The sequence below is a fragment of the Phycisphaerales bacterium genome, assembly GCA_040217175.1.
GTDB lineage: Bacteria > Planctomycetota > Phycisphaerae > Phycisphaerales > UBA1924 > JAHCJI01.
The window spans coordinates 1,345,876-1,368,854 of record JAVJNT010000002.1 but is presented as its reverse complement, the minus strand read 5'-3'; the positions used below and the strand labels follow the sequence as shown (position 1 = coordinate 1,368,854).

Annotated in this window: 22 protein-coding genes; 9 read left to right on the top strand and 13 right to left on the bottom strand. The window is 67.1% G+C overall.

Annotation, left to right across the window (positions count from 1 at the left end):
• Window positions 1-63: 63 nt before the first annotated feature.
• The 13 genes from RIA68_13075 to groL (RIA68_13015) all read right to left on the bottom strand — a co-directional run bounded on the left by RIA68_13075 (window position 64) and on the right by groL (RIA68_13015) (window position 14,753).
• Window positions 64-1,899, bottom strand: a complete 1,836-nt coding sequence (locus tag RIA68_13075) for a GC-type dockerin domain-anchored protein (GenBank protein ID MEQ8318374.1) — start codon at window positions 1,897-1,899, stop codon at window positions 64-66.
• A 143-nt stretch (window positions 1,900-2,042) separates the two neighbouring features.
• Entirely contained in the window at window positions 2,043-3,416 is a 1,374-nt protein-coding gene (locus tag RIA68_13070; protein MEQ8318373.1) for a GC-type dockerin domain-anchored protein, read from the bottom strand.
• A gap of 104 nt (window positions 3,417-3,520) precedes the next feature.
• Complete coding sequence (locus RIA68_13065) at window positions 3,521-5,068, bottom strand: bifunctional glycosyltransferase/class I SAM-dependent methyltransferase (GenBank protein ID MEQ8318372.1); 1,548 nt, start codon at window positions 5,066-5,068, stop codon at window positions 3,521-3,523.
• A 72-nt stretch (window positions 5,069-5,140) separates the two neighbouring features.
• Window positions 5,141-6,979 carry a glutamine--tRNA ligase/YqeY domain fusion protein gene (locus RIA68_13060; GenBank protein MEQ8318371.1) on the bottom strand — a complete coding sequence of 613 codons (1,839 nt, stop codon included), beginning with the start codon at window positions 6,977-6,979 and terminating at the stop codon, window positions 5,141-5,143.
• A gap of 51 nt (window positions 6,980-7,030) precedes the next feature.
• Window positions 7,031-7,876 (bottom strand): SseB family protein, encoded by an 846-nt coding sequence (locus RIA68_13055; GenBank protein ID MEQ8318370.1) that lies wholly within the window; start codon window positions 7,874-7,876, stop codon window positions 7,031-7,033.
• A 48-nt stretch (window positions 7,877-7,924) separates the two neighbouring features.
• Window positions 7,925-8,302: a holo-ACP synthase gene (locus tag RIA68_13050; protein MEQ8318369.1), complete on the bottom strand. Its 378-nt coding sequence runs from the start codon at window positions 8,300-8,302 to the stop codon at window positions 7,925-7,927.
• The gene (locus RIA68_13045) at window positions 8,299-8,631 is read right to left on the bottom strand and encodes a zinc ribbon domain-containing protein (GenBank protein ID MEQ8318368.1); all 333 of its coding nucleotides are present in this window, start codon (window positions 8,629-8,631) and stop codon (window positions 8,299-8,301) included. Before RIA68_13045 ends, RIA68_13050 begins: the two co-directional genes overlap by 4 nt.
• Before the next feature lie 31 nt (window positions 8,632-8,662).
• Window positions 8,663-9,232, bottom strand: coding sequence for a nucleotide exchange factor GrpE (locus tag RIA68_13040; GenBank protein MEQ8318367.1), 570 nt, complete (start codon window positions 9,230-9,232; stop codon window positions 8,663-8,665).
• Window positions 9,233-9,250: 18 nt separating this feature from the next.
• Window positions 9,251-10,402 carry a molecular chaperone DnaJ gene (gene dnaJ / locus RIA68_13035; protein ID MEQ8318366.1) on the bottom strand — a complete coding sequence of 384 codons (1,152 nt, stop codon included), beginning with the start codon at window positions 10,400-10,402 and terminating at the stop codon, window positions 9,251-9,253.
• A gap of 85 nt (window positions 10,403-10,487) precedes the next feature.
• Complete coding sequence (locus RIA68_13030; GenBank protein ID MEQ8318365.1) at window positions 10,488-10,886, bottom strand: GxxExxY protein; 399 nt, start codon at window positions 10,884-10,886, stop codon at window positions 10,488-10,490.
• A gap of 57 nt (window positions 10,887-10,943) precedes the next feature.
• Window positions 10,944-12,557 (bottom strand): chaperonin GroEL, encoded by a 1,614-nt coding sequence (gene groL, locus RIA68_13025; protein MEQ8318364.1) that lies wholly within the window; start codon window positions 12,555-12,557, stop codon window positions 10,944-10,946.
• A gap of 65 nt (window positions 12,558-12,622) precedes the next feature.
• Window positions 12,623-12,913 carry a co-chaperone GroES gene (locus RIA68_13020; GenBank protein ID MEQ8318363.1) on the bottom strand — a complete coding sequence of 97 codons (291 nt, stop codon included), beginning with the start codon at window positions 12,911-12,913 and terminating at the stop codon, window positions 12,623-12,625.
• Between the two features lie 73 nt (window positions 12,914-12,986).
• Window positions 12,987-14,753, bottom strand: a complete 1,767-nt coding sequence (gene groL / locus RIA68_13015) for a chaperonin GroEL (GenBank protein ID MEQ8318362.1) — start codon at window positions 14,751-14,753, stop codon at window positions 12,987-12,989.
• A 271-nt stretch (window positions 14,754-15,024) separates the two neighbouring features.
• Here groL (RIA68_13015) and RIA68_13010 point away from each other — a divergent pair, with 271 nt between their 5' ends.
• From RIA68_13010 to RIA68_12970, 9 genes are all read left to right on the top strand, one after another.
• Window positions 15,025-15,417 (top strand): NADH-quinone oxidoreductase subunit A, encoded by a 393-nt coding sequence (locus RIA68_13010; GenBank protein MEQ8318361.1) that lies wholly within the window; start codon window positions 15,025-15,027, stop codon window positions 15,415-15,417.
• 136 nt (window positions 15,418-15,553) lie between these two features.
• Window positions 15,554-16,984: an ATP-binding protein gene (locus tag RIA68_13005; GenBank protein ID MEQ8318360.1), complete on the top strand. Its 1,431-nt coding sequence runs from the start codon at window positions 15,554-15,556 to the stop codon at window positions 16,982-16,984.
• A gap of 13 nt (window positions 16,985-16,997) precedes the next feature.
• Entirely contained in the window at window positions 16,998-17,333 is a 336-nt protein-coding gene (locus RIA68_13000) for an STAS domain-containing protein (protein ID MEQ8318359.1), read from the top strand.
• Window positions 17,330-19,117 (top strand): ATPase, T2SS/T4P/T4SS family, encoded by a 1,788-nt coding sequence (locus RIA68_12995; protein MEQ8318358.1) that lies wholly within the window; start codon window positions 17,330-17,332, stop codon window positions 19,115-19,117. The genes RIA68_13000 and RIA68_12995 overlap by 4 nt, the downstream gene beginning before the upstream one ends.
• Window positions 19,114-20,325, top strand: a complete 1,212-nt coding sequence (locus tag RIA68_12990; protein ID MEQ8318357.1) for a type II secretion system F family protein — start codon at window positions 19,114-19,116, stop codon at window positions 20,323-20,325. The genes RIA68_12995 and RIA68_12990 overlap by 4 nt, the downstream gene beginning before the upstream one ends.
• 13 nt (window positions 20,326-20,338) lie before the next feature.
• Complete coding sequence (locus tag RIA68_12985; protein MEQ8318356.1) at window positions 20,339-21,220, top strand: hypothetical protein; 882 nt, start codon at window positions 20,339-20,341, stop codon at window positions 21,218-21,220.
• A complete protein-coding gene (locus tag RIA68_12980) occupies window positions 21,217-21,780 on the top strand; it encodes a hypothetical protein (GenBank protein ID MEQ8318355.1) in 564 nt (187 codons plus the stop codon). Before RIA68_12985 ends, RIA68_12980 begins: the two co-directional genes overlap by 4 nt.
• Window positions 21,781-21,803: 23 nt before the next feature.
• Window positions 21,804-22,394, top strand: coding sequence for a hypothetical protein (locus tag RIA68_12975; GenBank protein ID MEQ8318354.1), 591 nt, complete (start codon window positions 21,804-21,806; stop codon window positions 22,392-22,394).
• 64 nt (window positions 22,395-22,458) lie between these two features.
• Entirely contained in the window at window positions 22,459-22,956 is a 498-nt protein-coding gene (locus tag RIA68_12970; protein MEQ8318353.1) for a hypothetical protein, read from the top strand.
• The last annotated feature ends 23 nt before the right edge of the window (window positions 22,957-22,979 follow it).

Below are 22,979 nucleotides of genomic sequence, written 5' to 3'. Positions count from 1 at the left end.
CACGCGGAGCCGCAAGATTTCTTCAAACGCTCGGGTCCACACGCGGCGAGCCAGGTTTCGAGCTCACGACCCGCACCCGGCGGCGAAGTCGTTCTGGAACGCCAGGAAGTCGAAGATCGTGAGCTCGCCGTCGTAGTCGAAGTCGGCCCACGTGCTGCCGCTGGAGAACAGGTTCTGGAACTCCAGGAAGTCGAAGATCGTCAGCTCGCCATCCAGATCAAGATCGGCCCGGCAATCCTCCTCGCCTACCGCAGGCGCCAGTGGCAGGAGGTTGATGTCGTCGAGCTCGGGCGTGTGGTTGGTTCGGCCTCGGCCAATGCGGAAGACGGGGCCGCTTGGCTCACCATCGAGCGGCGTATCAGCGGCCACCCACGCGCCGCGCGCTCCGGGCTCGAATGCTCGGATGACGCCGTCGTCGACCACGTGCAGGAAACCGAAGTCGTCGAATTGCACGGCCGTCGGGCTGTCGACGCCGGGCAGCGTGGGCTGGCCGTCGATGGACGGACGACCCGCGCCGTCGCGCGTCAGTCTGGTCAGCGTGGTCGAGCCGGTAGAGGCGAGCCACTCGCTGCCGTCGATGGGGTTGACGGTGACCGAGCCGTCGCCCATCAGGGGCGCGCCGGTCGGCACCTGGTCGTTGCGAAGGATGATCAGGTCCTTATCCAGCAGGAACAAGCGGCGGTCGGCGACGCTCAGGACCAGCAGCTCGTCGGTGCCATCGTTGTAGAACATCGAGTCGGGCGTGGCGGGCAGGTCGACCGAGTCGGTCAGCGCGATCGCGCCATCGTCGGTCAACTCGTAGCGGCGGATGCTCGAATCGGTTGCGACGTACGCGCTGCCGTCGCGGCCGACGACCAGGTCGATGGCCGAGGGGAACGAGTCGACGGCCTCGACGTCGCCGTCGAGGAAGTGCACCTTCGACAGCGTCGCAAACCCGCGGTCGGGCTGCGAGAGCACGAAGCCCTCGGTAGGCAGCACGCCCTGGGCCATGGCGATCAGCCGGTCGCCGCCTGGCCACGGCCGCGTGCGGAAGCGCTTGGGCCCGGGCTCGTCGGTCGTGCCCTGCGGGATGCTGAGGTCGATGTCCTGCGTGACTGGGTCGGTCGTCAGCCCGTGCGCCGGAAGGACCACGGCCATGCCGTCCAGAAAGCCGTCGTTCGAGCCGTACGCGTCGATCTTGTACATCTCGCGAGGAAAGAAGATGCCTTCGTCGCCACGCTTGAAGCGCCATGCCGCCGAGCGGCTGAACTGGCTGAAGGTCGTGGCAAACGTGCTCTGCTGGGACAGCGAGTCGCTGCTGCTCGGGTCGCGGAAGCCCAGCACCATGTCGCGCGGGTCGCCGCAGGTTCCGAAAGCCGCCCACATAGTGACCATGTGCCCGCCGTCTCGGAACCAGAAGCCAGAACCCGCGTTCTCGTACCAGCCGATGACCGGCAGGATGATTCCGCCGATACGCATGTGGTCGGCCATCTGGATCGGGCTGAGGCCCGCGAAGCCGCCGGTGGTGTAGCTCATAGCGAGGAAGCCACCCTGGCCGCTCAGGGCAGCCAGCGTCCCAGACCGCCAGTTCGATATCGTGGTGCCATCGTCCGGATCGGTGAACATCGTCACGCCGAGGATCGCCAGCACCGCGCTGACGTCGTCGTAGTGCGTCTGGCTCTGCCAATTCCGTGGGCCGTCGAGCAATCCGGGATGGCCGTGGTTCGTGATGTATGCCAGTGCGTTGGCCGTTGCCGTTGGAAAGCAGTACATGCGGCCGTCATTGGGCAGCGCGCTGCGTCGCTGGTCGAAGTCGGGCATGCCCAGGCGGTAGACGGTGCACTGAGCATGGACGCTCGCGGCGACGCCGGCGACACCGAGCGCAGCGGCCGCCATTGCGGTCTTGGATCGAGTCTTCATGATGGCGGATCCCCTCCGGCTGTTGCGACACTGCGACGTACTTGCGTATTAGAACGCAATTTTGACCGGCGGATCACGCCGAGACAGAAAAACTTGTTCGATTACCCAGATTCACACGCCCGAGGCTGATCACTGGCCAGCAGCTACTCGCACCTTGCATCGAACTCGTTCTGGAACATCAGGAAGTCAAAGATCGTCAGCTCGCCGTCGCCGTCGAAGTCGGCGGCCAGGTCGCCGTCCTGGAACAGGTTCTGGAAGCCCAGGAAGTCGAAGATCGTCAGGCTCCCGTCGCCATCGATGTCGGCGCGGCAGGCGCCGCCGCACGCCCAGATGGCGATGTTCCGGGCCTCGTCGAACCCGGCGAAGCTGAACCCACCGGTCACCACCAGCGCGTTGCCCACGCCCGGTAAGTCGTACGCCACGGCGGCGGCCACGCCCGGCACGGACCCGCCCGACACGCCGTCGCCGACGGTTTGCCAAGAGCCGCCATCCCAGGACGCCAGGCCGAACACGGCCTCAATCCCCGAGAGGATGAAGCTGCCCCCGGCGTAGAGCCGCTCGCCGTCGCCGACGTCCTCAACGACCAGCGTCGTGACGGTGTTGTCGAAGCCGTCGCCGACGTTCTCGAACTCGCGGCCGTCCCACCGCACGATCGAGTCGGCATCGAGTCGTCCGGCGAAGAGGAAGTTGCCGCCGACGACGAGCTCGTCGCCATCGCCGAAGTCGTAGATCGCCAGCGAGTTGCCGCGCGGGCTCGCGCCGCCGCCAAGGCCGCCGCCGACTTCCTCGAATCCGGACCCGTTCCAGCGGGCGAGGTTGCCATTGCCACCGCCCGGCACCGTGAATCGGCCTGCGATGTAGAGCGACGGTCCCGACCCGTCGTCGTAGATCATGAAGTCGTTGACCGAGCCGAGGACGCCGTCGCCGAAGCCGCGCCACGCGTTGCCGTCCCATGCGGCCACGCCCGGGCTCGTCACGGCCCCGCCACCGGCCGTCGAGAACGTGCCGCCGACGAACAGCAGTTCCTCGCCCTCGAACTCGAGCACGCGCAGCCCGAGCACCTGTCCATCGACGCCGCCGTTGAGCGCATCCCAGAAGCCGCCCTCGGGCGAGACTTCGAATCGCGCGATGCCGCTCACCGGCTCGCCGTCGGCGAACGCGAAGCCGCCGCCGGCTACAAAGTCTCCGCGGAACGTGGTCGCCACGTTGCTGCCCAAAACGCTCCCGCTCGCGCTGGTCAGGCCCGAGGTGCCGAACGTGCGCCAGCCGTCCGTTGGGTTCCAGCGAGCGTTGCCGTTGGCAGGCACGCCGCCGACCGATGAGAAACGCCCGCTGATGACGACCTCGGAACCGTCGCCGAGATCAGCAACGGCCAGCCCCTTGCGCAGGCTCGCCACGTCGACGCCCGGCTGCCCGATGCTTCGGTCCCAGTCGGCCGTGCACTGGGCACGAACCGTCGACGCGGTGCACGCCACGACCGCCAGGCACCACGTACCCGCCATGAGCATCCTGAGCATCGCGCAACCCTCCACGCCGCCCGACGCCGCGGGCAGGCCATGAACGGCTACCGCCGATTCGGCGGGTTCGTTTCATCGCCCTTGAGCGGACGGCCGAGAACCCGCTAGGCCCGGGCGACGGGCTCGTGCTGGGGCTTGGCCTCGACCTGAGAAGAGGTTTCGGCTTGCTCCTCGCTCGCCGGGGGCGCGGCCTGCGGCGAACGCGCCGGCTTTCGGCCGATGGCGATCACGCTGAGGCCCGGCAGGCTGTCAATCTTCTCGACGATCTTGGCGATGGGCAGCAGCCGGTGGAACAGCTTCATCTGGCCCGGCGTGAACTGCTTGCGCCCCAGCTTGCCGCTGGCCCACCAGCCAAGCACGCCAAGGCGGTTGAACTGCTGCGTATGCACGACCTCGAACCCGGCGGCCTTGAGGCGTTCGCTCAGCGTTGCCCGCGTGTAACGGCGGAAGTGGCCGAGGCGACGATCATACTCGGTGAACAGCCAATCGTGCGCCGGCGCGAGCACCACCACCGTGCCGCCCGGCTGGAGGACGTCGTGATAGCTCTTGAGCACCGCCTCGTCGTCGCCCACGTGTTCGACGACGTTCATCGCGATGACCGTGTCGGGCCGTTCGAGCGCAACGGGAGCAACGTCGTCGGCAAGGGACGGGTCGAGTTGCGAGGCGGTGACGTTCTCGAGGTGCGCGTACCGCCTGTCGGCAATCTCGGCGTAGTAGGGATCGAGATCGGTGCAGATCAGCCGCTCACGATCGAGCAACTGCTCGGTGAAGTTACCGATGCCACAGCCGGCCTCGAGTACTCGAGACCCGACGTGCGACTCGAACTGCGACAGCAGCCAGCGGTTATAGCCCCGGGCCCGCCGAACGCTCTCGAGCATGTAGTACCCGTCGTGCGTAGTAAAGCGCTTGTCGAAGAATCGGAACTTGAAGAGCAACCAGAGGGCCTGGACGCCGTCCTTCCAGGTGATGTTCTTGCCTTCGGCGTAGCTCCTGCCGTGGTAGCTGATCGAGACCTCGTAGATGCGGGCGTTCCACTGCGCGAGCCGGGTCGTCAGCTCGGGCTCGATGCCGAACCGGTCGCTCTTGAGCGGAATCCGCTTGAGGATGTCCGTCCTCACCGCCTTGTAGCACGTCTCCATGTCGGTCAGGTTGATGTCGTTCAGCATGTTGGTGACGGTGGTCAGGAACCGATTCGCCACGCTGTGCCAGAACAACAAGACCCGACGCTGCTCGCTCGCGGCAAATCGTGACCCGAAGACCGCGTCGGCGTTGCCTTCCAGGATCGGACGGAGCATCCGCGGATAGTCGGCCGGGTCGTACTCGAGATCGCTGTCCTGGACGATCGCGATGTCTCCCGTGCACTCGTCGATCGCCCGCCGGATGGCGGCGCCCTTGCCGTAGTTTCGATGCTGGTGGAACACGCGGATGCGCTGGTCGCCCTCCGCGAGTTCTGCGAGGATCTCCCGCGACCGATCCTTGCTCCCGTCATCGACCGCGATTAGCTCAAGGTCAAGCCCCAATTCGGCGATCGGGGCGGCGAGCACCCGCGACACGATCGTGCGGAGCGTGCGCGCCTCGTTGTACACGGGCATCAGCACGCTGAGCTTTCGGTATTGCCGATCCGTCTCGGACGTGCTCGCGCTGTGGGTCACCATTGCCTCCGTCTTGCACCAGGCCCTGCACCGCCAATCGGCCCCAGGCCGCCGCCGTCGCCACAAACCCGCTCACCCACGCCGGGAGACCTTCGCCCACGCGTCCTTTAGCGTCACCGTGCGGTTGAACACGGGCGACTCGGGCGTCGACGTTCGGTCGAGGCAGAAGTAGCCCAGCCGCTCGAACTGGAACCGCTCGACGCCGTCGGGGAACGCCCCCGTGCCAGCGTTCCGCTCCTGCTCGGTGGTCGGCCAGTGCGGCTCGAGCATGGCCTCCTCGACGACGCGGAGCGAATCGGGATTGACGTTCTGCAGGAAGCTCCAGTCCTCGCCGGCGTCCTTGGGCCGTCGATCGGGCTGCTCGACGGTGAACAGCCGATCGAACAGGTTGACGCGGACCGGCACCGCGTGCGTCGCGCTCACCCAGTGCAGCGTGCCCTTGACCTTCCGGACGTTGCCCTCGGCGTCGGGCGGCGGCGAATCTCCGTCTCGCGTCTGGGGGTCGTAGGTGCAAACGAGCTCGACGACCTCGTCGCCTTCCTTCACGACGTCGACGCAGGTGATCCAGTAGCCGTAGCGCAGCCGGACCTCGCGCCCCGGGGCGAGCCGGAAGAACTTCTTGGGCGCGTCTTCCATGAAGTCGTCGCGCTCGATGTAGAGCGTCTGCGTGAAGGGCACGCGCCGCCCGCCTGCGTCCGGATTCTCGGGGTTGTTTGTTGCGTCCATCCACTCGGTCCGGTCGGCATCGCCGTGGTCGGCCCAGTTCTTGATGGTGACCTTGAGCGGGTCGAGCACGCACATCCGCCGGGGGGCGCGCTCGTTGAGGTCGTCGCGGATGGCGTTCTCGAGGCGGCCGATGTCGATGAGGGCGTTGAACTTGGTCACGCCGCCTTCGTCGCAGAAGCTGCGGATCGCCCGCGCCGTCACACCGCGCCGCCGCATCGCGCTGATGGTCGGCATGCGAGGATCGTCCCAGCCCTCGACGTGGCCCTGCTCGACGAGCTCGCGGAGCCGGCGCTTGCTCGTTACGGTGTAGCTCGGGCTCCACCGCGCGAACTCGATCTGCCGGGGGTGCAGGATGGGCTCGGGGTTGTCGGCGTTAATGGCGTCGATGAACCAGTCGTACAGCGGCCGATGGTCCTCGAACTCCAGCGTGCAGATCGAGTGCGTCACGCCCTCGAACGCGTCCTCGAGCCCGTGGGCCCAGTCGTACATCGGGTAGATGTGCCACGTGCTGCCGGTGCGATGGTGCGGCTTGTTCACCACGCGGTACATCACCGGATCGCGCAGGTTGATGTTGGGCGAGGCCATGTCGATCTTCGCGCGGAGAACGCGCGTGCCGTCGCCGAACTCGCCACGCTTCATCTTCTCGAACAGGTCGAGGTTCTCTTCCACCGGCCGATCGCGGAACGGGCTCGGCTTGCCGGGCTGGGTCAGCGTGCCCCGATTCACGCGAATCTGCTCGGCCGACTGCTCGTCGACGTAGGCCAGCCCCTTCCGGATGAGGTTCTGCGCGAGCTCGTACATGCGGTCGAAGTAGTCGCTGGCAAACACCACGCCCGCGGTCGCGTCGTCGTCGTTCGCCCCCGGCCAGCGGAACCCCAGCCAGCGGACGTCGTGCACGATGGCGTCGACGTACTCCTGTTCTTCCTTGGCCGGGTTGGTGTCATCGAAGCGCAGGTTGCAGGCCCCGCCGTAGGCCGCCGCGACCGAGAAGTTCAGGCAGATGCTCTTCGCGTGCCCCACGTGCAGGTACCCGTTGGGCTCGGGCGGAAACCGCGTCTTGACGACGCCCGAGTCGCCCGGCTGCCCGAACCGCCCGGCCTGCACGTCGGCATCGATGATCTCCTCGATGAAGTGCTTCGGTCGAGCGGGCGATTCGGGATGGGAAGGAGCGGCCTCGGGGTTCATGGCCAAAGCGTATGGCTGGCGGGCCGCTCGCTCCGAGCTCGGCCCGGCGACTCACCCCTCCGGAGATGCCGAGCCAGCCGCCTCCATGGCCTTCGCGAGAACGTCCAGGTCGATCGCGACCGAAGCCTCCGGGTGATTCAGCACCACGCCCTTGACGCGGCCCTCGCTCTGCTCGATGGCCTGCTTGGCACGCTCGGCGAGCTGGGCCGGCGTTGCCTCGATCATCTTGAGACCCTCGTGCTGCTGGCACGCCCGCACGGCCATGGCCGCGTCGCTGAAGGCCCAGAGCCAGAGATCATCGCCTTCCTTCACGAAGGCGAAGCTGTCGTCCTTGACGCCCACGTAGATCTTCTCGAGGCCCGCGATGATCTCGTGCACCATCAGGAAGGCCGCAGGGTGCCTCGTGTTGCGGGCGTGGTCGACCGCGCAGTGGATGGCCCCGGCCGGCAGCACACCACGCTCGCTCCTGAAGAACGCGCACAGGTCGGGCAGCCGATGCCCGAAGCCGCCCGACTTGCCGGGCATGGGGTTCACGATGAAGCCGTCGATCCGCCCGCGGAAGCCGCAGACGTAGGCAAGGGCCGCCTCCGGGGGCATGCTGAGGTTGGCCAGTTCCTCACCCTCGAGCAGGCCGCGCGTGCGCTCCTGCGAGCTGAATATCGGCAGCAGCGTGCGATCACCGTCCTTGAACATCTGGACCCGGATCTCGGCGCTCTTCTGCTCGATGGTCTGCCTGGCGTCCTCGGCGGTCGTCAGGAAGATCCACGCCGGCAGGTTGCAGAAGAGCTTCCAGAACTCGCGCTCTGCCGCCTCGTCCTTCGGGTTCGCGACCAGCGAATCGATCAGCTCCTGCAGCCGAGTGTCGTCGACCGGCGTCTTCGCGTTCTCTTCGCCCATGGCGTTCTCCTCGCTGTGGGCAACTTCGATGCGCCCGTCGTTTCCGTCTCAGCCCTCGGCGATGACCGATGCCATCGCCGTCGTCTTCGTGTGCGTCAGCGAGAGGTGCCACCACTTGACGCCCATCGCCCTGGCCATCTCTTGAGCCTTGCCGTGCAAGACCAGCGTCGGCTTGCCGCTCGCCTCGCGAGCAACCTCGATGTTGGTCCACCCCGCGCCCTCGGCCCAGCCGGTGCCGAGCGCCTTGAACACGGCCTCCTTGGCGGCGAATCGAGCCGCGAGCCGCTCGAATCGTCGCGGCCCCTTCCCGGCGTACTCGCGCTCGGCCTCGGTGAACACACGCTCGAGAAAGCGCTCATCGAATCGCTCGACCGACCGCTTGATGCGCGACACCTCGGTCAGGTCGACGCCGTGACCCAGGATCATTTCGACGCGGCCTTGCTCTTGGCGGCGTCCTTCTTCGCAGGCTTCTTGTCGGCCTTGGAATCACTCTTGGGCTTCGACTCGGGCTTGGCGTCGCTCTTTGAGTCGGCGTCCGGCTTGTCGGCCTTCTGCGCCTTGGTGTAGCTCTCGCTGCGATAGTCGGTCTCGTAGAAGCCCGAGCCCTTGAACAAGAGCGCCGCTCCCGTGCCGATCAAGCGCTCCAGCGCCTTCTTGCCGCACTCGGGGCAGGTGCGCTTGACCTTGTCGCTCATGCTCTGGAAGAGCTCGAACTCGTGGTCGCAGGCGTTGCAGCGGTAGTCGTAGGTTGGCATGGGATTGATTTCGGGGTCCGCAGCAGCGGGCTCACTCTTCGCTTGGCGTGACCGCGACCTTCGCCGGTCGCAGCACGCGGTCGCCCATCGCGTAGCCGGCCTGGAACACCTGGGACACGCAGCCCGGGCCGACGCCCTCGGCGGCCTGCTGCATCACGGCCTCGTGATGCCCGGGGTTGAACTCGTCGCCCACGGCCGGCTGGATGGGCAGCACGCCCTGGCGTGCCATGGCCTTCATCGCCTCGGCCCGGATCGTCTCGATCGCCTTGAAGAGCTGGTCGACGGTCAGGCTCGCGGGATCTTGCGAGAGCGCGAGATCGAAGCTGTCGAGCGCGCCGAGCATCGACTCGCACACGTCGCGCACGCCCCGGGCCCGCGCCTCGACCTCGTTCGTCGACGCCCGGCGCTGGAAGTTCTGGAAGTCCGCCAGCGAATGCTTCCACCGGCTCTCCATCTCGGCGAGCTCGCCCGAGAGCTTCTCAAAGAACGCGTACGCGTCGTCGGCGTCGAGGTTGCCCGACTCGTCGCGGATGACGTCATCGAAGCTCGCCGGCGGACCGTCGTTGTCCTGGTCGCGATCAACTGTCTCGTGTTCGGCCATCGCTCACTTTCCTCGCACTCAGAACAGGTCCCGGATCTTCTTGAGGAAGCCGTGGCTCTCGGGCATCACGCTCTGGTCTTCGGTCTCGGCAAACTCGCGGAGCAGCTTCTCCTGCTTCTCGCTGAGCTTCTTGGGGATCTCCACGCGCGTGACGAGCACCATGTCGCCGCGCCGCCCGCTGCGCAGGTTGGGCAGCCCCTCGCCGTGCAGGCGGAACAGCGTGCCGTGCTGGGTCGCCTTGGGCACGTTCTGCTTGACCTTGCCCGTCAGCGTGGGCACGTCCATCTCGGTGCCCAACGCCGCTTGGGTGAAGCCGATGGGCATCTCCATGAGCAGGTGGTCGCCGTCGCGCTTGAACATCGGGTGCTCGTCAACACGGACCACGACGTGTAGGTCGCCCCGCACGCCCGCCCCGCTCGGCGATGCCTCGGGCGGCGGTGGCTCGCCCTCGCCCTGCACCCGAACGGCCTGGCCTTTATGAATGCCGGCCGGGATCTTCACGCTCAGCACGCGCTTGCGCGGCACGCGGCCCTTGCCCTTGCAGCTCGGGCAGTGCTCCTTGATGATCGTGCCGCGGCCGCGGCAGCTCGGGCAGGCCGTCACCATGCGGAACATGCCGCCCATGCCGGCCTGCTGCACCTTGCCCTGACCTTCGCACGTCGGGCAGGTCTGCGGATCGCTGCCCGGCTTCGCGCCGCTGCCCGTGCACGCATCGCACACGTCCAGCCGCGTGAACTCGACGTCGCGCTCCGTGCCGGTCAGCACGTCCTTGAGCTCGATCTCGACCTCAGTCTCCAGGTCGTACCCGCGCGCCACGCGCTGGCGACCGCCGCGGCCGCCGCCCATGCCGCCGAAGCCCCCGCCGCCGAAGATGTCGCTGAACATCGAGAAGATGTCCTCGACGTTCATGTGGCTGAAGTCGTGGGCCGCCCCGCCCTGGCCGCGCAGGCCCTCGTGCCCGTACTGGTCGTAGCGGGCCTTCTTGCCAGCGTCGCCCAGAACCTCGTACGCCTCGGCCGCCTCCTTGAACTTGGTCTCCGCCTCGGCATCGTCCGGGTTGCGATCCGGGTGATACTTCAGCGCTAGCCGGCGATACGCTCGCTTGATGTCGTCCTCGGACGCATCACGCTCGAGGCCGAGAATCTCGTAGTAGTCGCGGGTGGTGGGCATGGTCTCCTTCAGGAGTGATTGAACCACAGAGGCGCAGAGGCGCAGAGAGGAAAGACTGGGGATCGAGAATGAGAGGGGAGCGAAATCACGTCAGGACTCTCCTGATGATGCCGTCGCGGAGGTAGGGAGCGTTGAAGTTCAGGATGAGGCCCGTCGAGAATCCCGAGAGCTTGAGATACGTCAAGAGTTGGGCCTCGTGAATTGGCATGAGTTTCTCGATTGCCTTCAACTCCACGATCACGCGATTTTCCACGACCAGGTCCATCCGAAATCCAGCCTCGATCCGACGGCCCTTAAACACGACTGGCAGGGGCACCTGACTCTTGAAGCGAATCCCTCGATCCTCCATCTCGGCCATGAGGCAAGCCTCGTACACTGACTCGAGCAAGCCCGGCCCCAAGGCCCTGTGCACCTCGATCGCCGCCCCGATGATCTTCCGGATCAGCGGATCCTTCTCTCCCTCTTCCCTCCAACTCTCCCCCACATCTTTCCCCCTCTGTGACTCTGCGCCTCTGTGGTGAGAACTCTCTCCTCCGGCCTCTTACGACACCGCCCCCACCACCGGCTCGGTCTCGTCCTTCAGCTCGGTCACCAGCACCTCCGTCGTCAGCATCAAGCCGGCAACGGAAGCCGCGTTGATCAGCGCCGTCCTCGGCACGAGCGCCGCGTCGATGATGCCGGCCTTCACCAGGTCGAGGTACTCGCCCGTCGAGGCATCGAAGCCCTCGTTGGCCTTGCCCTCGCGCACGTTCTCGACGACGAGGTCGCCGTCGAAGCCGGCGTTCTCGGCGATCTGACGCACGCAGCTCTCGACCGCGTCATAGACGATGTCGTAGCCGATCTGCTCGTCGCCCTTGGCCTTCTTGCGGGCCGCCTCGATGGCGTCCTGGGTGCGCAAGAGCGCGACGCCGCCGCCGGCCACGTAGCCCTCCTTGGCCGCGCCGCGGGTCGCCGCGAGCGCGTCCTCGACGAGGTCCTTGCGCTGCTTCATCTCGACCTCGCTCGAGCCGCCGACGTGGATGATGCATACGCCGCCGGTGAGCTTGGCGTGGCGCTCCATCAGCTTCTCGCGGTCGTACTCGCTGGTCGAGGCCTCGTGCTGGGCCTTGATCTGCTCGGCCCGGGCAGTGATGTCCTTCTTCTTGCCCGCGCCCTCGATGATCGTGGTGTCGTCCTTGGTGATGACGACCTTCTTGGCCTTGCCAAGCTCATTGAGCTCGATCGACTCGAGGCTGCGGCCCAGGTCCTCGGCGAAGAACGTGCCGCCGGTCAGGATGCCGATGTCCTGCAGCATCGCCTTGCGACGATCACCGAAACCCGGCGCCTTGACGGCCGCGATCTTCAGCGAGCCGCGCAGGCGGTTGATCACCAGCGTCGCCAGCGCCTCGTTCTCCATGTCCTCAGCGATGATCAGCAGCGGCTTGCCGGCCGACACGGCCTTGTTCAAGAGCGGCAGCAGGTCGGTCAGGTTGGCGATCTTCTTCTCGTGGATGAGGATCAGGCAGTCCTCGAGCACGCACTCGGCGCTCTTGGGGTCGGTCATGAAGTAGGGCGACATGTAGCCCTTGTCGAACTGCATGCCCTCGACGAACTCGAGCTCGGTCTCGTTGCCGCGGCCTTCCTCGACCTCGACCACGCCCTCGGCCCCGACCTTGCTGATGGCCTCGGCGATGAGCTCGCCGACCGACGCGTCGTGGTTGGCCGACACGGTCGCCACCTTGCGGTAGTCGTCCTTGCCCTTGCACTTGACGGCGAAGCCCTCGATGGCGTCGCTCGCAGCCTGGGCCGCGTTGTTCACGCCGCGCTGCACCTGCACGGCGTTAGCGCCGGCGGCCACGTGCTTGAGCCCGGCGTTGAAGATCGCCTGGGCTAGCACCGTCGCGGTCGTCGTGCCGTCGCCGGCCTTGTCGTTGGTCTTCTTGGCCACTTGATGGACCATCTTCGCGCCCATCGACGCGAACGGCTCGGGAAGCTCGACCTCGCGAGCCACGCTCACACCGTCCTTGGTCACCTGCGGATTGCCGAAGCTCTTCTGGATGACCACGTTCCGACCGGCCGGGCCCATCGTGCACTTGACGGCGTTGGCCAGGCGGTCGACACCCTGCTTCATCTCCTGCAGGGCGGCATCATCGAACATGACTTGCTTGTGGGACACGCGTGCGCTCCTCCGGCCGGGCCGGTCAGTATCGTTTCAGGTTTCAGAAGAAGGGCCGACGGGCATCAGCGATCGAGAACGCCGAGAAGCTCGCTCTCGCGCAGGATCAGGTGCTCGTCGCCCTTCACCTCGACCTCGGTCCCGGCGTACTTGCCGTACACCACGGTGTCGCCCTTCTTCACGGTGGGCTTGGCACGCTCGCCGTTATCCAGGCGACGGCCCGGCCCGACGGCGATGACCTTGCCGGTCATGGGCCGCTCCTTGCTCGTCTCGGGCAGGTAGATGCCAGACTCGGTCTTGGTCTCCTGCGGCGCGGGGCGAACGACGATTCTGTCATCGAGAGGCTTGACGTTCATTGCTTCTGTGCTCCTGAGCTCGGTCGCTCGTGATCTTCTTGCTTTCGTTGGCAAACGCGGGGCGGCTGCTCGTCTAGAAGCCCATGCCACCCATTCCAGGCATGCCACCCATGCCGCCCATGCCCATGCCACCCATGCCGCCCATTCCACCCATGCCGTCCATGTCAGGGGCGCCGCCGGCGTCGTCGTCGGCGCCGGGCTTCTCGGTGATCAGGCAGTCGGCCGCGAGCAGCACGCTCGCAACGCTCGCGGCGTTCTGCAGGGCCGAGCGATCGACCTTCGCGGGCGTCATCACGCCGGCCTTCACCAGGTCCTCGTAGGTGTCGGTGAGCGCGTTGTAGCCGAAGTTGGTCTTCGGGTCGCTCTCGATCTGCTCCTGGATGCGGGCGACCACGACGGTGCCCTTGACACCGGCGTTGTCGGCGATGGTCTTGGTCGGCACGGTCAGGGCGTCGCGCACCATGTGCATGCCCGAGGCTACGTCGTACTTCGCGTGGCCTACCTCGTCGGCCGACACGTCGCGCTCCTTGCCGAACACGGCCTTCCACTCCTTGAGCTTCTCGATGGCCGCGACGGCGTGGATGAAGCTGGTGCCGCCGCCGGGCACGATGCCCTCGGCGACCGCCGCGCGGGTGGCGTGCAGCGCGTCCTCGACGCGGGCCTTGCGCTCCTTCATCTCGGCCTCGCTCGCGGCGCCCACCTTGATCTGAGCCACGCCGCCGGCGAGCTTCGCCAGCCGCTCCTGCAGCTTCTCGCGGTCGTAGTCGCTGGTCGACTCCTCGATCTCCCGGCGGATCTGGCCGATGCGGCTCTGGATGTCGCTGGTTTTGCCGGCACCCTCGATGATCGTCGTGTTGTCCGCGTCGATCTCGACCTTCTTGGCCATGCCCAGGTCGCCGAGCGTGACCTTCTCCAGGTCCATGCCCAGGTCCTTCATCACGGCCGTCGCGCCCGTCAGCACGGCGATGTCGTTCAGCATGGCCTTGCGGCGGTCGCCATAGCCCGGAGCCTTGACGGCGGCGACCTGCAACGTGCCGCGCAGCTTGTTGATGACCAGCGTCGATAGCGCCTCGCCCGTAATGTCTTCGGCGATGATGAGCAGCGGCTTCTTGGCGCTCATCACCTTCTCGAGCACGGGCACGAGCTTCTGCACGTTGTCGATCTTGTCCTCGTGGATCAGCACGAGCGCCTTGTCGAACTCGACGCGCATCGCGTCGGCGTCGGTCACGAAGTTGGCCGACAAGTAACCGCGGTCAAACTGCATGCCCTCGACGACCGTGACCTCGGTCTCCAGGCCGCGGCCCTCTTCGACGGTGATCACGCCGTCCTTGCCCACCTTCTCGAAGGCGTCGGCCATGATCTTGCCGATCTCGGCGTCGTTGTTGGCGCTGATGGTGGCGACGTTCTGGATGTCGGCCTTGCCCTTGATCGGGGTGGCCAGATCATCGATCGCGCCGGTGGCCGCCTCCACGGCCAGACGCATGCCGCGGACCAGAGCGTTGGCGTCCACGCCCGCGGCCACGTACTTCAGGCCCTGGCGGAAGAGGGCCTCGGCCAGCACGGTGGCGGTGGTCGTGCCGTCGCCGGCGTCGTCGCTGGTCTTGCTGGCGGCTTCCTTCACCAGCCGGGCGCCCATGTCCTCGGCCGGGTCGCGAAGCTCGATCTCCTCCGCAACGGACACGCCGTCCTTGGTCACGGTCGGCCCGCCCCAGGACTTGTCGAGCACCGCGTTGCGGCCTTTGGGCCCCAGGGTGCTCTTGACCGCGCGGGCCAGCTTCTCCACGCCGGCGAGCAGGGCCTGGCGTGCGTCGGTGTCGAAGGTCAGCTCTTTGACGGCCATGGGTCGCAGTCTCCAGTAGATCAGGGGTCGTCGGTCGGAATCAAACAGCCCGCCGCCGAGGCGGTCGGAACCATCTCCGAGGCTCACCCTTACAAGGGGCGCGCCAACCCCGACGGCGCGCCAGATCACGGCTGGAGCCTCGCCCGCCCTGCCCACCACCGGCCTTCGGCGCACCGGACCGCCAAAGTGGCACCCCGGGGTGGGCCTGCCCCGACGGTCGTGCAAGGGTGCCGAGCGGAAAGACCGCCCTCAACCGGCCTATCCTCGGCCCATGCTGCTCGGCGTGACCGATCCTGTAGCCTACCTGCCCTTGGCGATCATCTTGATGGCCGTGGTGGGCTTTTCGGTGATGAACCTGGTGCTCACGCGCATCCTCGGCCCGAATCGGGCCGGTGAGACCAAGGCCCTGTCGTATGAGAGCGGCATGGAGCCCGTGGGCACGGCCCGCAAGCGGTTCAACGTGCGGTTCTACCTGATCGCCATGGTGTTCCTGGTGTTCGACGTCGAGGTCGTGTTCCTGTATCCATGGGCCACGACGTTCGCCAACCTCGAGCTCGGCTCCGAAGACCGCCTCTGGTGGCTGGTCCGCATCCTCTTCTTCCTCTTCACGACGGTGGTCGCCTTCCTGTACGGCCTCCGCAAGGGCGTCTTCCGCTTCGACTGATCGCCCACCTTCGCGAGTCCGCAGAATCCGCCCAACTTGCCTTCAGTGCCGCCCCGTCCTGGTCGATAGACCTCGATGAGCGACTCCGTCTTGGCGTGATGGTCACCCAAGTCGGTGCCTGGCAGGGGTTTGCATCATGGGCATCAGCTTGCTGCACCGGCGTGAACGCACGATCCTCGGATTCGTCGCCGCGTCGGTTGGCATCGTGGCCGTGGTTATCGGGGCTTATTCCTGGCTCTACATCGACGCCGCAGGTCGCCCCGAGACGGTCCAGGCCTGGGTCGAACTCGGTGCCATTGGCGCAGGAGCCATCCTCGGCTTGGTCTTGATGGGCCGCTGGGTGCGCGGCCGCATGCTCTCGATGAGCGCCCTCCGCGAGGCGGTCCTCGCGTCCGAAAACCACAAGGCGGCTCCGAGCGAACTGCGGCTGGCCGATCGCTTCGGCCCCGAGGCCGGCGCCTGGAACGCCCTCGTCGACCGCCTCCAGGAAGGACCTGCTCGCAAGACCGCCGGCCACGAGCCAGGAATCGCGGCCGCGACCGGCGACGGCCAGCTTGCGACCTCGGTTTGCTCGGCACTCTGGCAGGGCGTGCTGGTGGTCGGCCCGGGACTGGACATCCGATTCGCCAACACGGCAGCGGTCATGCTGCTGGGCGTCGATCTCGCCGAGCTCCAGCACAAGCCGCTCACCGACGTGCTCGACGTTTCGGCGCTGGTGAATGCTCCGGGAGGGCACGGCCTGCGTCGGGGGACCATCGAGCTCGATCGCACGATCGGTGAAGCGACGTCCCACCTCCGCATTACGGTGCGCGACGGCCAAGGCATGGACGGCCACGTCGTCGTGATCGAGGACATCACCCAGCTCAACGCGGCCGAGGAGGCGCGGGCCAACTTCATTGCCCACGCCACCCACGAGCTGCGCACGCCGCTGACCAACATGCGTCTGTATGCCGAGACGGCGCTGGGCGACGATTGCGACGAGGCGATGCTGGGCACGTGCCTGAACGTCATCAACCAAGAGGTTCGCCGGCTCGAGCGCGTCGTCTCCGACATGCTCAGCGTGAGCGAGATGGAAGCCGGGGCGCTGTCGATCCAGGAGGGCGAAGTACGGCTTGATCAGCTCTTCGAAGAGCTGCGTCTCGAGTTCGAGAACCAGGCCAAGGGCAAGGGCGTCACGCTGAAGTTCACGCTGCCGCCCAAGCTGCCCGTCGTGCGCGGCGACCGCGACAAGCTGCTCCAGGCCTACCACAACGTGCTGGGCAACGCCATCAAGTACACGCCGGAGGGCGGCGTCGTCACCTTGTCAGCCGACTGGGGCGACGAGGGGCTGGACGTTTCCGTACGCGATACGGGCGTGGGCATCGCCGAGGCCGACCGCCAGCGCATCTTCGAGCGGTTCTACCGCACCGACGACGTACGGGCCTCGGGCACCCAGGGCACGGGCCTGGGCCTCACGCTCGCCAAGGAAATCATGCTGGGCCACGAGGGCGGCATCGACGTCGACTCCGAGCCGGGCAAGGGCAGCGTCTTCACGATGTTCATTCCCGGTGGTCGGCTCGTCGCTTGAAGGGAGCGGAACGATGCGCATCGATGAGCAGGTGCGGGGGGCCGTCACCTTCGTCAGGCCCGATGGGGCCATCACGCAGCAGGACTCGGCCGTGTTCCGCACGAAGCTGCTCGACGCGGCCACGCGATCGATGGGCCGCTGCGTCGTCGACGCTACCGCCGTCCCCTTCATGGACAGCGCCGCGCTCGAGTCGCTCCTCGACGCGACCGACCAGCTCGGTGCCGCCGGCCGCGTGCTGAAGCTCTGCGGCTTGCACGAGACCGTGCGGGAGTGCCTCGAGCTGACGGGCATCGCCGGACGCTTCGACATCTATGCCGACGGCGTGTCGGCTGCGAGGAGCTTCCTGTGAGTTCCGCCAGCGACGAACGACCGACCCACGACCAGGCCGCCACGCCGCCACCGGTCGCCCGCATCGGCGACGTGCTGGTCGACCGCGGCGTCATCACCGAGGACCAGCTCGGCGCCGCGCTGCAGCGCCAGCAGGCCGAAGGCACGCTGCTGGGCGAGATCCTCGTTGAAGAGGGCATCATCTCGCCCGCCACGCTCGTCCACACGCTGGGCCAGCACCTGGACCTGCCCTCGTGCGTGCTCCGGCACGGGCTGGTCGACCCCGAGTTGCTCAAGCTCGTGACCGCCGACGTCGCCCACGAGCTGGGCGTCATGCCGATGTTCCGCATCCGCGACGAGATGACCGTGGCGATGGCCGAGCCGCAGTCGCTGCCCACGATCGATCGCCTGAGCGCGATCACCGAGTGCCGCATCAGGCCCGTGCTGGCGCTTCGCGCCAACATCGATGAATTCATCGACAAGTACGCCCAGAGTCAGGCGAACCTGACGGCCTTCCTGTCGCAGCTCCGCGAGTCGGACGTCGAGGTCTTCGACAAGGAGAACGTCGACGAGGAAGAGGCCGAGGGCGACCTCGCCAAGATCATCGCCGGCAGCCCCATCGTCAACCTCGTGAACATGGCGGTGCTGACGGCCATCCGCGACCGAGCCAGCGACATCCACATCGAGCCCAGCCACAAGGGCACGCGCATCCGCTACCGCATCGACGGCACGCTGCGCGACCTCATGCGCCCGCCGCAGGGCATGCACTCGGCCATCGCGTCGCGCGTGAAGATCCTGGCCAAGCTCGACATCGCCGAGAAGCGCATGCCCCAGGAGGGCCGGATCCGGATCATGGCCGAGGGCCGCGAGGTGTCCTTGCGTGTCTCCAGCATCCCCACGCTGCTGGGCGAGAAGCTGGTGATCCGCATCCTGGACCGCGACAACCTGAACTCGAGCCTGGCCGATCTGGGCATCCGCCCCGAGCTGATGATGACCATCACGCGGATGCTGCGCAAGCCCTACGGGCTCATGCTCGTGACCGGGCCGACGGGCAGCGGCAAGTCAACGACGCTCTACTCGGCGCTCGAACTGCTCAGCAGCCCCGAGCGCAACATCGTGACCGTCGAAGACCCGGTCGAGTACCAGCTCGACCTGATCAACCAGATCCAGGTGCAGGACGCCATCGGCCTGAGCTTCGCCAAGGCCCTTCGCAGCATCCTGCGTCAGGACCCCGACGTCATCATGGTCGGCGAGATCCGCGACCAGGACACCGCCCGCGTCGCCACGCAGGCAGCCATCACCGGGCACGTCGTGCTCGCAACGCTGCACACCAACGACGCGCCCGGCGCCGTCGAGCGATTGCTGGACATGGGCATCGAGCCGTATCTCCTCAGCGGTGCGCTCAACGGCGTCATCGCCCAGCGGCTGGCCCGGACGATCTGCCAGCACTGCGCGACGCGCTACTACCCAGACGAGACGCTGCTGGCCGAGGCGGGCATCGAGGACGAGCAGCGAGCGCCCTTCCGCCGCGGCCTGGGCTGCCAGCACTGCCACGACACGGGCTTCCAGGGTCGGCTGGGCGTCTATGAGGTCATGGAGGTCACGCCGCCGATCCGTCGCCTCGTACATGCGGGCGCGTCGTCGATGGAGCTCCGCGAGGCGTTCTTCAAGGGCGGCGGCAAGTCGTTGCGCGAGGAGGCCGTGCTCGTCGCCAAGCGCGGCTCGACCAGCCTCGAAGAAGCGCTCCGTGTCACGCGGAGCGACGACGATCTTGACGACGCCAAGCCCGCGGAGGCAGCGGCATGAAGTGGCGATACGTCGGCTACGAGACCAGCGGCGCGCCCAAGCGCGGTACGATCGAGGCCGCCGACGAGTCCGCGGCACGCGACAAGCTTCGGGCGCGCGGCATCATCGTCCTGGAGATCAATCCCGACAAGGGCGTTGGCCAGGCGCGCCGTCGCATCAAGGGACCCAAGGGCAAGCTGGCCGACATCTCGCAGTTCATGCGGCACCTTTCGGTGCTCATTGCCTCGGGCACGCCGCTGTCCGAGGGCGTCGAGGCGATGGCCCAGCAGACGCGCGACGAGAAGTTTCGCAAGGTGCTGAAGCGTGTGCAGGCCGAGATCGAGTCGGGCACGCCCCTCTCGGACGCGATGACCGCCCACCCGGGCTACTTCGACGACGTGAGCAGAGCCATGGTGGCGGCCGGCGAGACGAGCGGCAAGCTGGGCGACATGCTCGAACGCGTGTCGGCGCTCATGCGCCAGAAGCTGGCGATGCGCCGTGCGATCGTCGGTGCGATGATCTACCCCTGCATCCTCATCGGCATCGGTTTCATCGTGGTGCTCGTGATGCTCATCATGGTGTTCCCGCGGTTCGAGTCGATGTTCGAGTCGCTGGAGACGGCGATCCCGCCCAGCACGCAGTTCTTCCTCTGGCTCAGCACCATGCTCCGCGAGTACTGGTGGGCGTGGCTGGCCTCCATCGTGCCGGCAGCGCTGCTGGCGCGGTTTGCCCTGCTGCAGCCCGCGACGGCCAGGCTCATCGATCGCACGCTGCTGCGGACGCCCAAGCTTGGCGACATCTCGCGATCGATCGCGAGCGCCCGTCTGGCACGGATGGTCTCGCTGCTGCTCGAGAGCCACCTGCCACTGCTCGACGTGCTGTCGCTGTGCGCGGGTTCGATGCGTAGTCCCGAGTACGCCGCGCTGCTCCGTCAGGCTCACGACGCCGCCGAGGTCGGCCAGCCGATCAGCACCGTGTTCGAGGAAGCAAGCCTGTTGCACGGGCTCGTTCGCGAGGGCGTGCGCACGGGCGAGCGGACCGGTCGTATGGGCATGATGCTGGGCAACGTTGCCGACTTCCTTGAGGAAGAGAACGAAGCAACGCTGAAGGCGCTCAGCGCCATCATCGAGCCGCTCCTCCTCGTCACGCTGGGCATCGTCGTCGGTGGCATCGCCACGAGCATGTTCCTGCCGCTGTTCGACCTTACCGCGTCGGCTGGAGCATCATAAAGGGAAGACCGTCATGAGCAGCGTACGGACCGGCATCGATATCTCTCCCGACGCGATTACGGCGGCCCAGGTGCGGCTGAACCGCAGCGGCTGGACGCTCCTGCACGGCGTGCGGATGGCTCGCCGATCGGGGGACGGTGCCGTCACCCCGGCCGAGGCGGTGGAACTCGAATCGCTGCTCTTCCGGCATGGCTTCAAGTCGGCGCCCTGCGTGATCAATGCCCCGGCCGAGGCGCTGAAGACCACCACGATGGAGCTTCCGCCCGCGACATCGGGAGCGCCGATCGATCAGCTTGCCAATGCCGAGTTCGTCCAGCGTACGAAGCTGGAGCCCGGTACCTTCGAGCTCTCGTACTGGGGGCTGCCAACGCCCGGGCCGGCGGTCCAGGTCATGGCCGTTGGCTGCGAGATCGCACCGACCGACGAGGTGATTGGCGCACTCGAATCAGCCGGGCTGCGCGTCGCGGGCGTCGACGATCCGTCGCGCGCGTTGGGCCGCGTGCTTGCTGCCGCACCGACGGCCGCCACCGTTCGGGTCGGGGCACGGCTGGAATCCTGGGGCGTTCGCATCGTCGTGCTGCACCACAGCACCCTGTTGTATGCGCGCACGCCGGCGGGATTACGGCTGGATGGATCGCAGGGCGACGCCGAGGTCGGACGGCGCCTGGCGACCGAGATCGACGCCTGCATCGCGTTCGCACGCCACCGCTCGCGCTCGCATGCGCCGGCAGCCATCAGCGTGCTGGGGGCCGGGGGTGAGCAGGCCGGCATCATGGACGTCCTTGCAAGCCGCTACCAGAACGCAGTGGCCCAGCCCATCGATGGGAACGGACAGGCCGTCGGCGGTCGTTTCGCGGCTGCGATCGGCCTCGCGTTGCTGGAGGACCTGGCATGACCGGCACGAACCTGCTCCCGCGCCACCGAGCCACCGCCCGCCGATTGCAGCGATGCATCTCGGCGTGGGCGTTGGCGTTGTGCTCGCTGTCGATCCTGGTTGGCGGCGGTGTACTCGCCGCCTTCGCGACGCGCGCCCGGCCGCCGGCGATGCCCGCGGGCCTCACGCAGCGGGCCGAGACGATCGAGGCGAGCCTGGCCGACCTCCGCGCCCGGGTTCGCACGCTGGAGGGCGCCGAACACGCCCGGTCTCGTGCCTCGGCATCGCTTCGCTGGGGCTCGCTGCTGGACGTCATCGTCGGCAATGCGGGCGAGGGAATTCGCCTTCGTTCCATCAACGTTCAGCCCCGGCCTGGCGGCGTCCCGTCCTGGTCGCTCTCGATCACGGGAGACGCGAACTCGAGGGCTACCGCGGCCGAGTTGGCGGCCCGGCTCGACGAGACGGGCCTGTTCGAGAGCGTCCGGCACGGCATGACGCCGTTGCGCAGCACGAGCGGGCGTCCGGAATTCTCCATCGACTGCGTGATCGCGCCCAAGGCCGCCGAGAAAGACACGCCATGACCGATTTCGAGCCAGTTCAATCCATGCATACCAAGGTCCTGCCCGTGCACGTCCACGCCGTCGGCGTCGCGGGCGTGCTCGCGCTCGGGGGGCTCGCATACGCGTTCGGGGTCATGCCATCGCTGCAAGCCGAGGCGCAGGCACGGTCCCAGCACGAGGCAATCGCGCGGGCCGGTGAACGCGTACGCGCCGCCAAGGCAGCGTTGGCCACCGCCGAGGCGAGGCTCGGGTCGCTCCGAGAAGCCGGTAGCGCCGAGCCCATCCCCAGCGAGAAGCTCGTCGGCCACCTCACCGAGGTAGCCACCGGGTTCGGCCTGACGATTCTTGGCGCTGATCGCTCCGGCACCGAGCGTGTAGACGGGCTGGCGCGCACGCAGCTGACGGTCAATGCCATGGGCTCGTTCTCGGACATCGACGCGTTCGTGTCGCAGTTCCAGGACCATCTCCCGACGGCCGAGATCGAGGGATTCGCGATCGTGCCATCACCCACCGACGCCGAACGCCTTGCGTTGATGGCCACCGTACTGGTACATGCGCCCCAACCGTCAGCGACGGACGCCGCCACGACCACGCCGGCCGGTTCGGCTCCATCTGCCGCCGCTCCGGATCGATAGGTCCAAGGCCATGGCATTAAACAAGGAACGAAAAGTACTGCTGGGTCTGCTGGGTTCGGCGGGCTTGATCCTGGCGATCGACCAGTTCCTGCTGGGTTCGCCGAGCGGCGCGCAGGCGAGTACGGGACAACAAGCCGGACCGACCGGGGTCGCGACCACTTCGCCAGCTGCGTCCGATACGACCACTTCGCCGAGTGCTTCCCCGAGCGCGCTCGCATCCGACGTGGCGGTGCAGTGGAACGATCGGCTCGACGCTGCCATCGGCGATTTGCCTGCGGCAACGGGCTCGAACCCGTTCGCGGACCGATCGTCGGCAGTGGAAGGGCGTACCGAGCCCGGTCTGCTGAGCGTCGACGAGTTCATCGGGTTGCACCAGCTCTCCACGATCGTTCAGGGCGCCGAGTCCAGCGTTGCCATGGTCAATCGCACGCCGGTGCGCATCGGCGACGAAGTCAGCGGTTATCGGCTGATCAGCATCGACGCTCGGTCGGCGTTGTTCCAGGCCGGGGATCGCACGGCTCGGCTGGTGTTGCCCAACCAGCCCGATGAAGGCACGCCTTGAGGTTCGATCGTGCCGGTTATGAG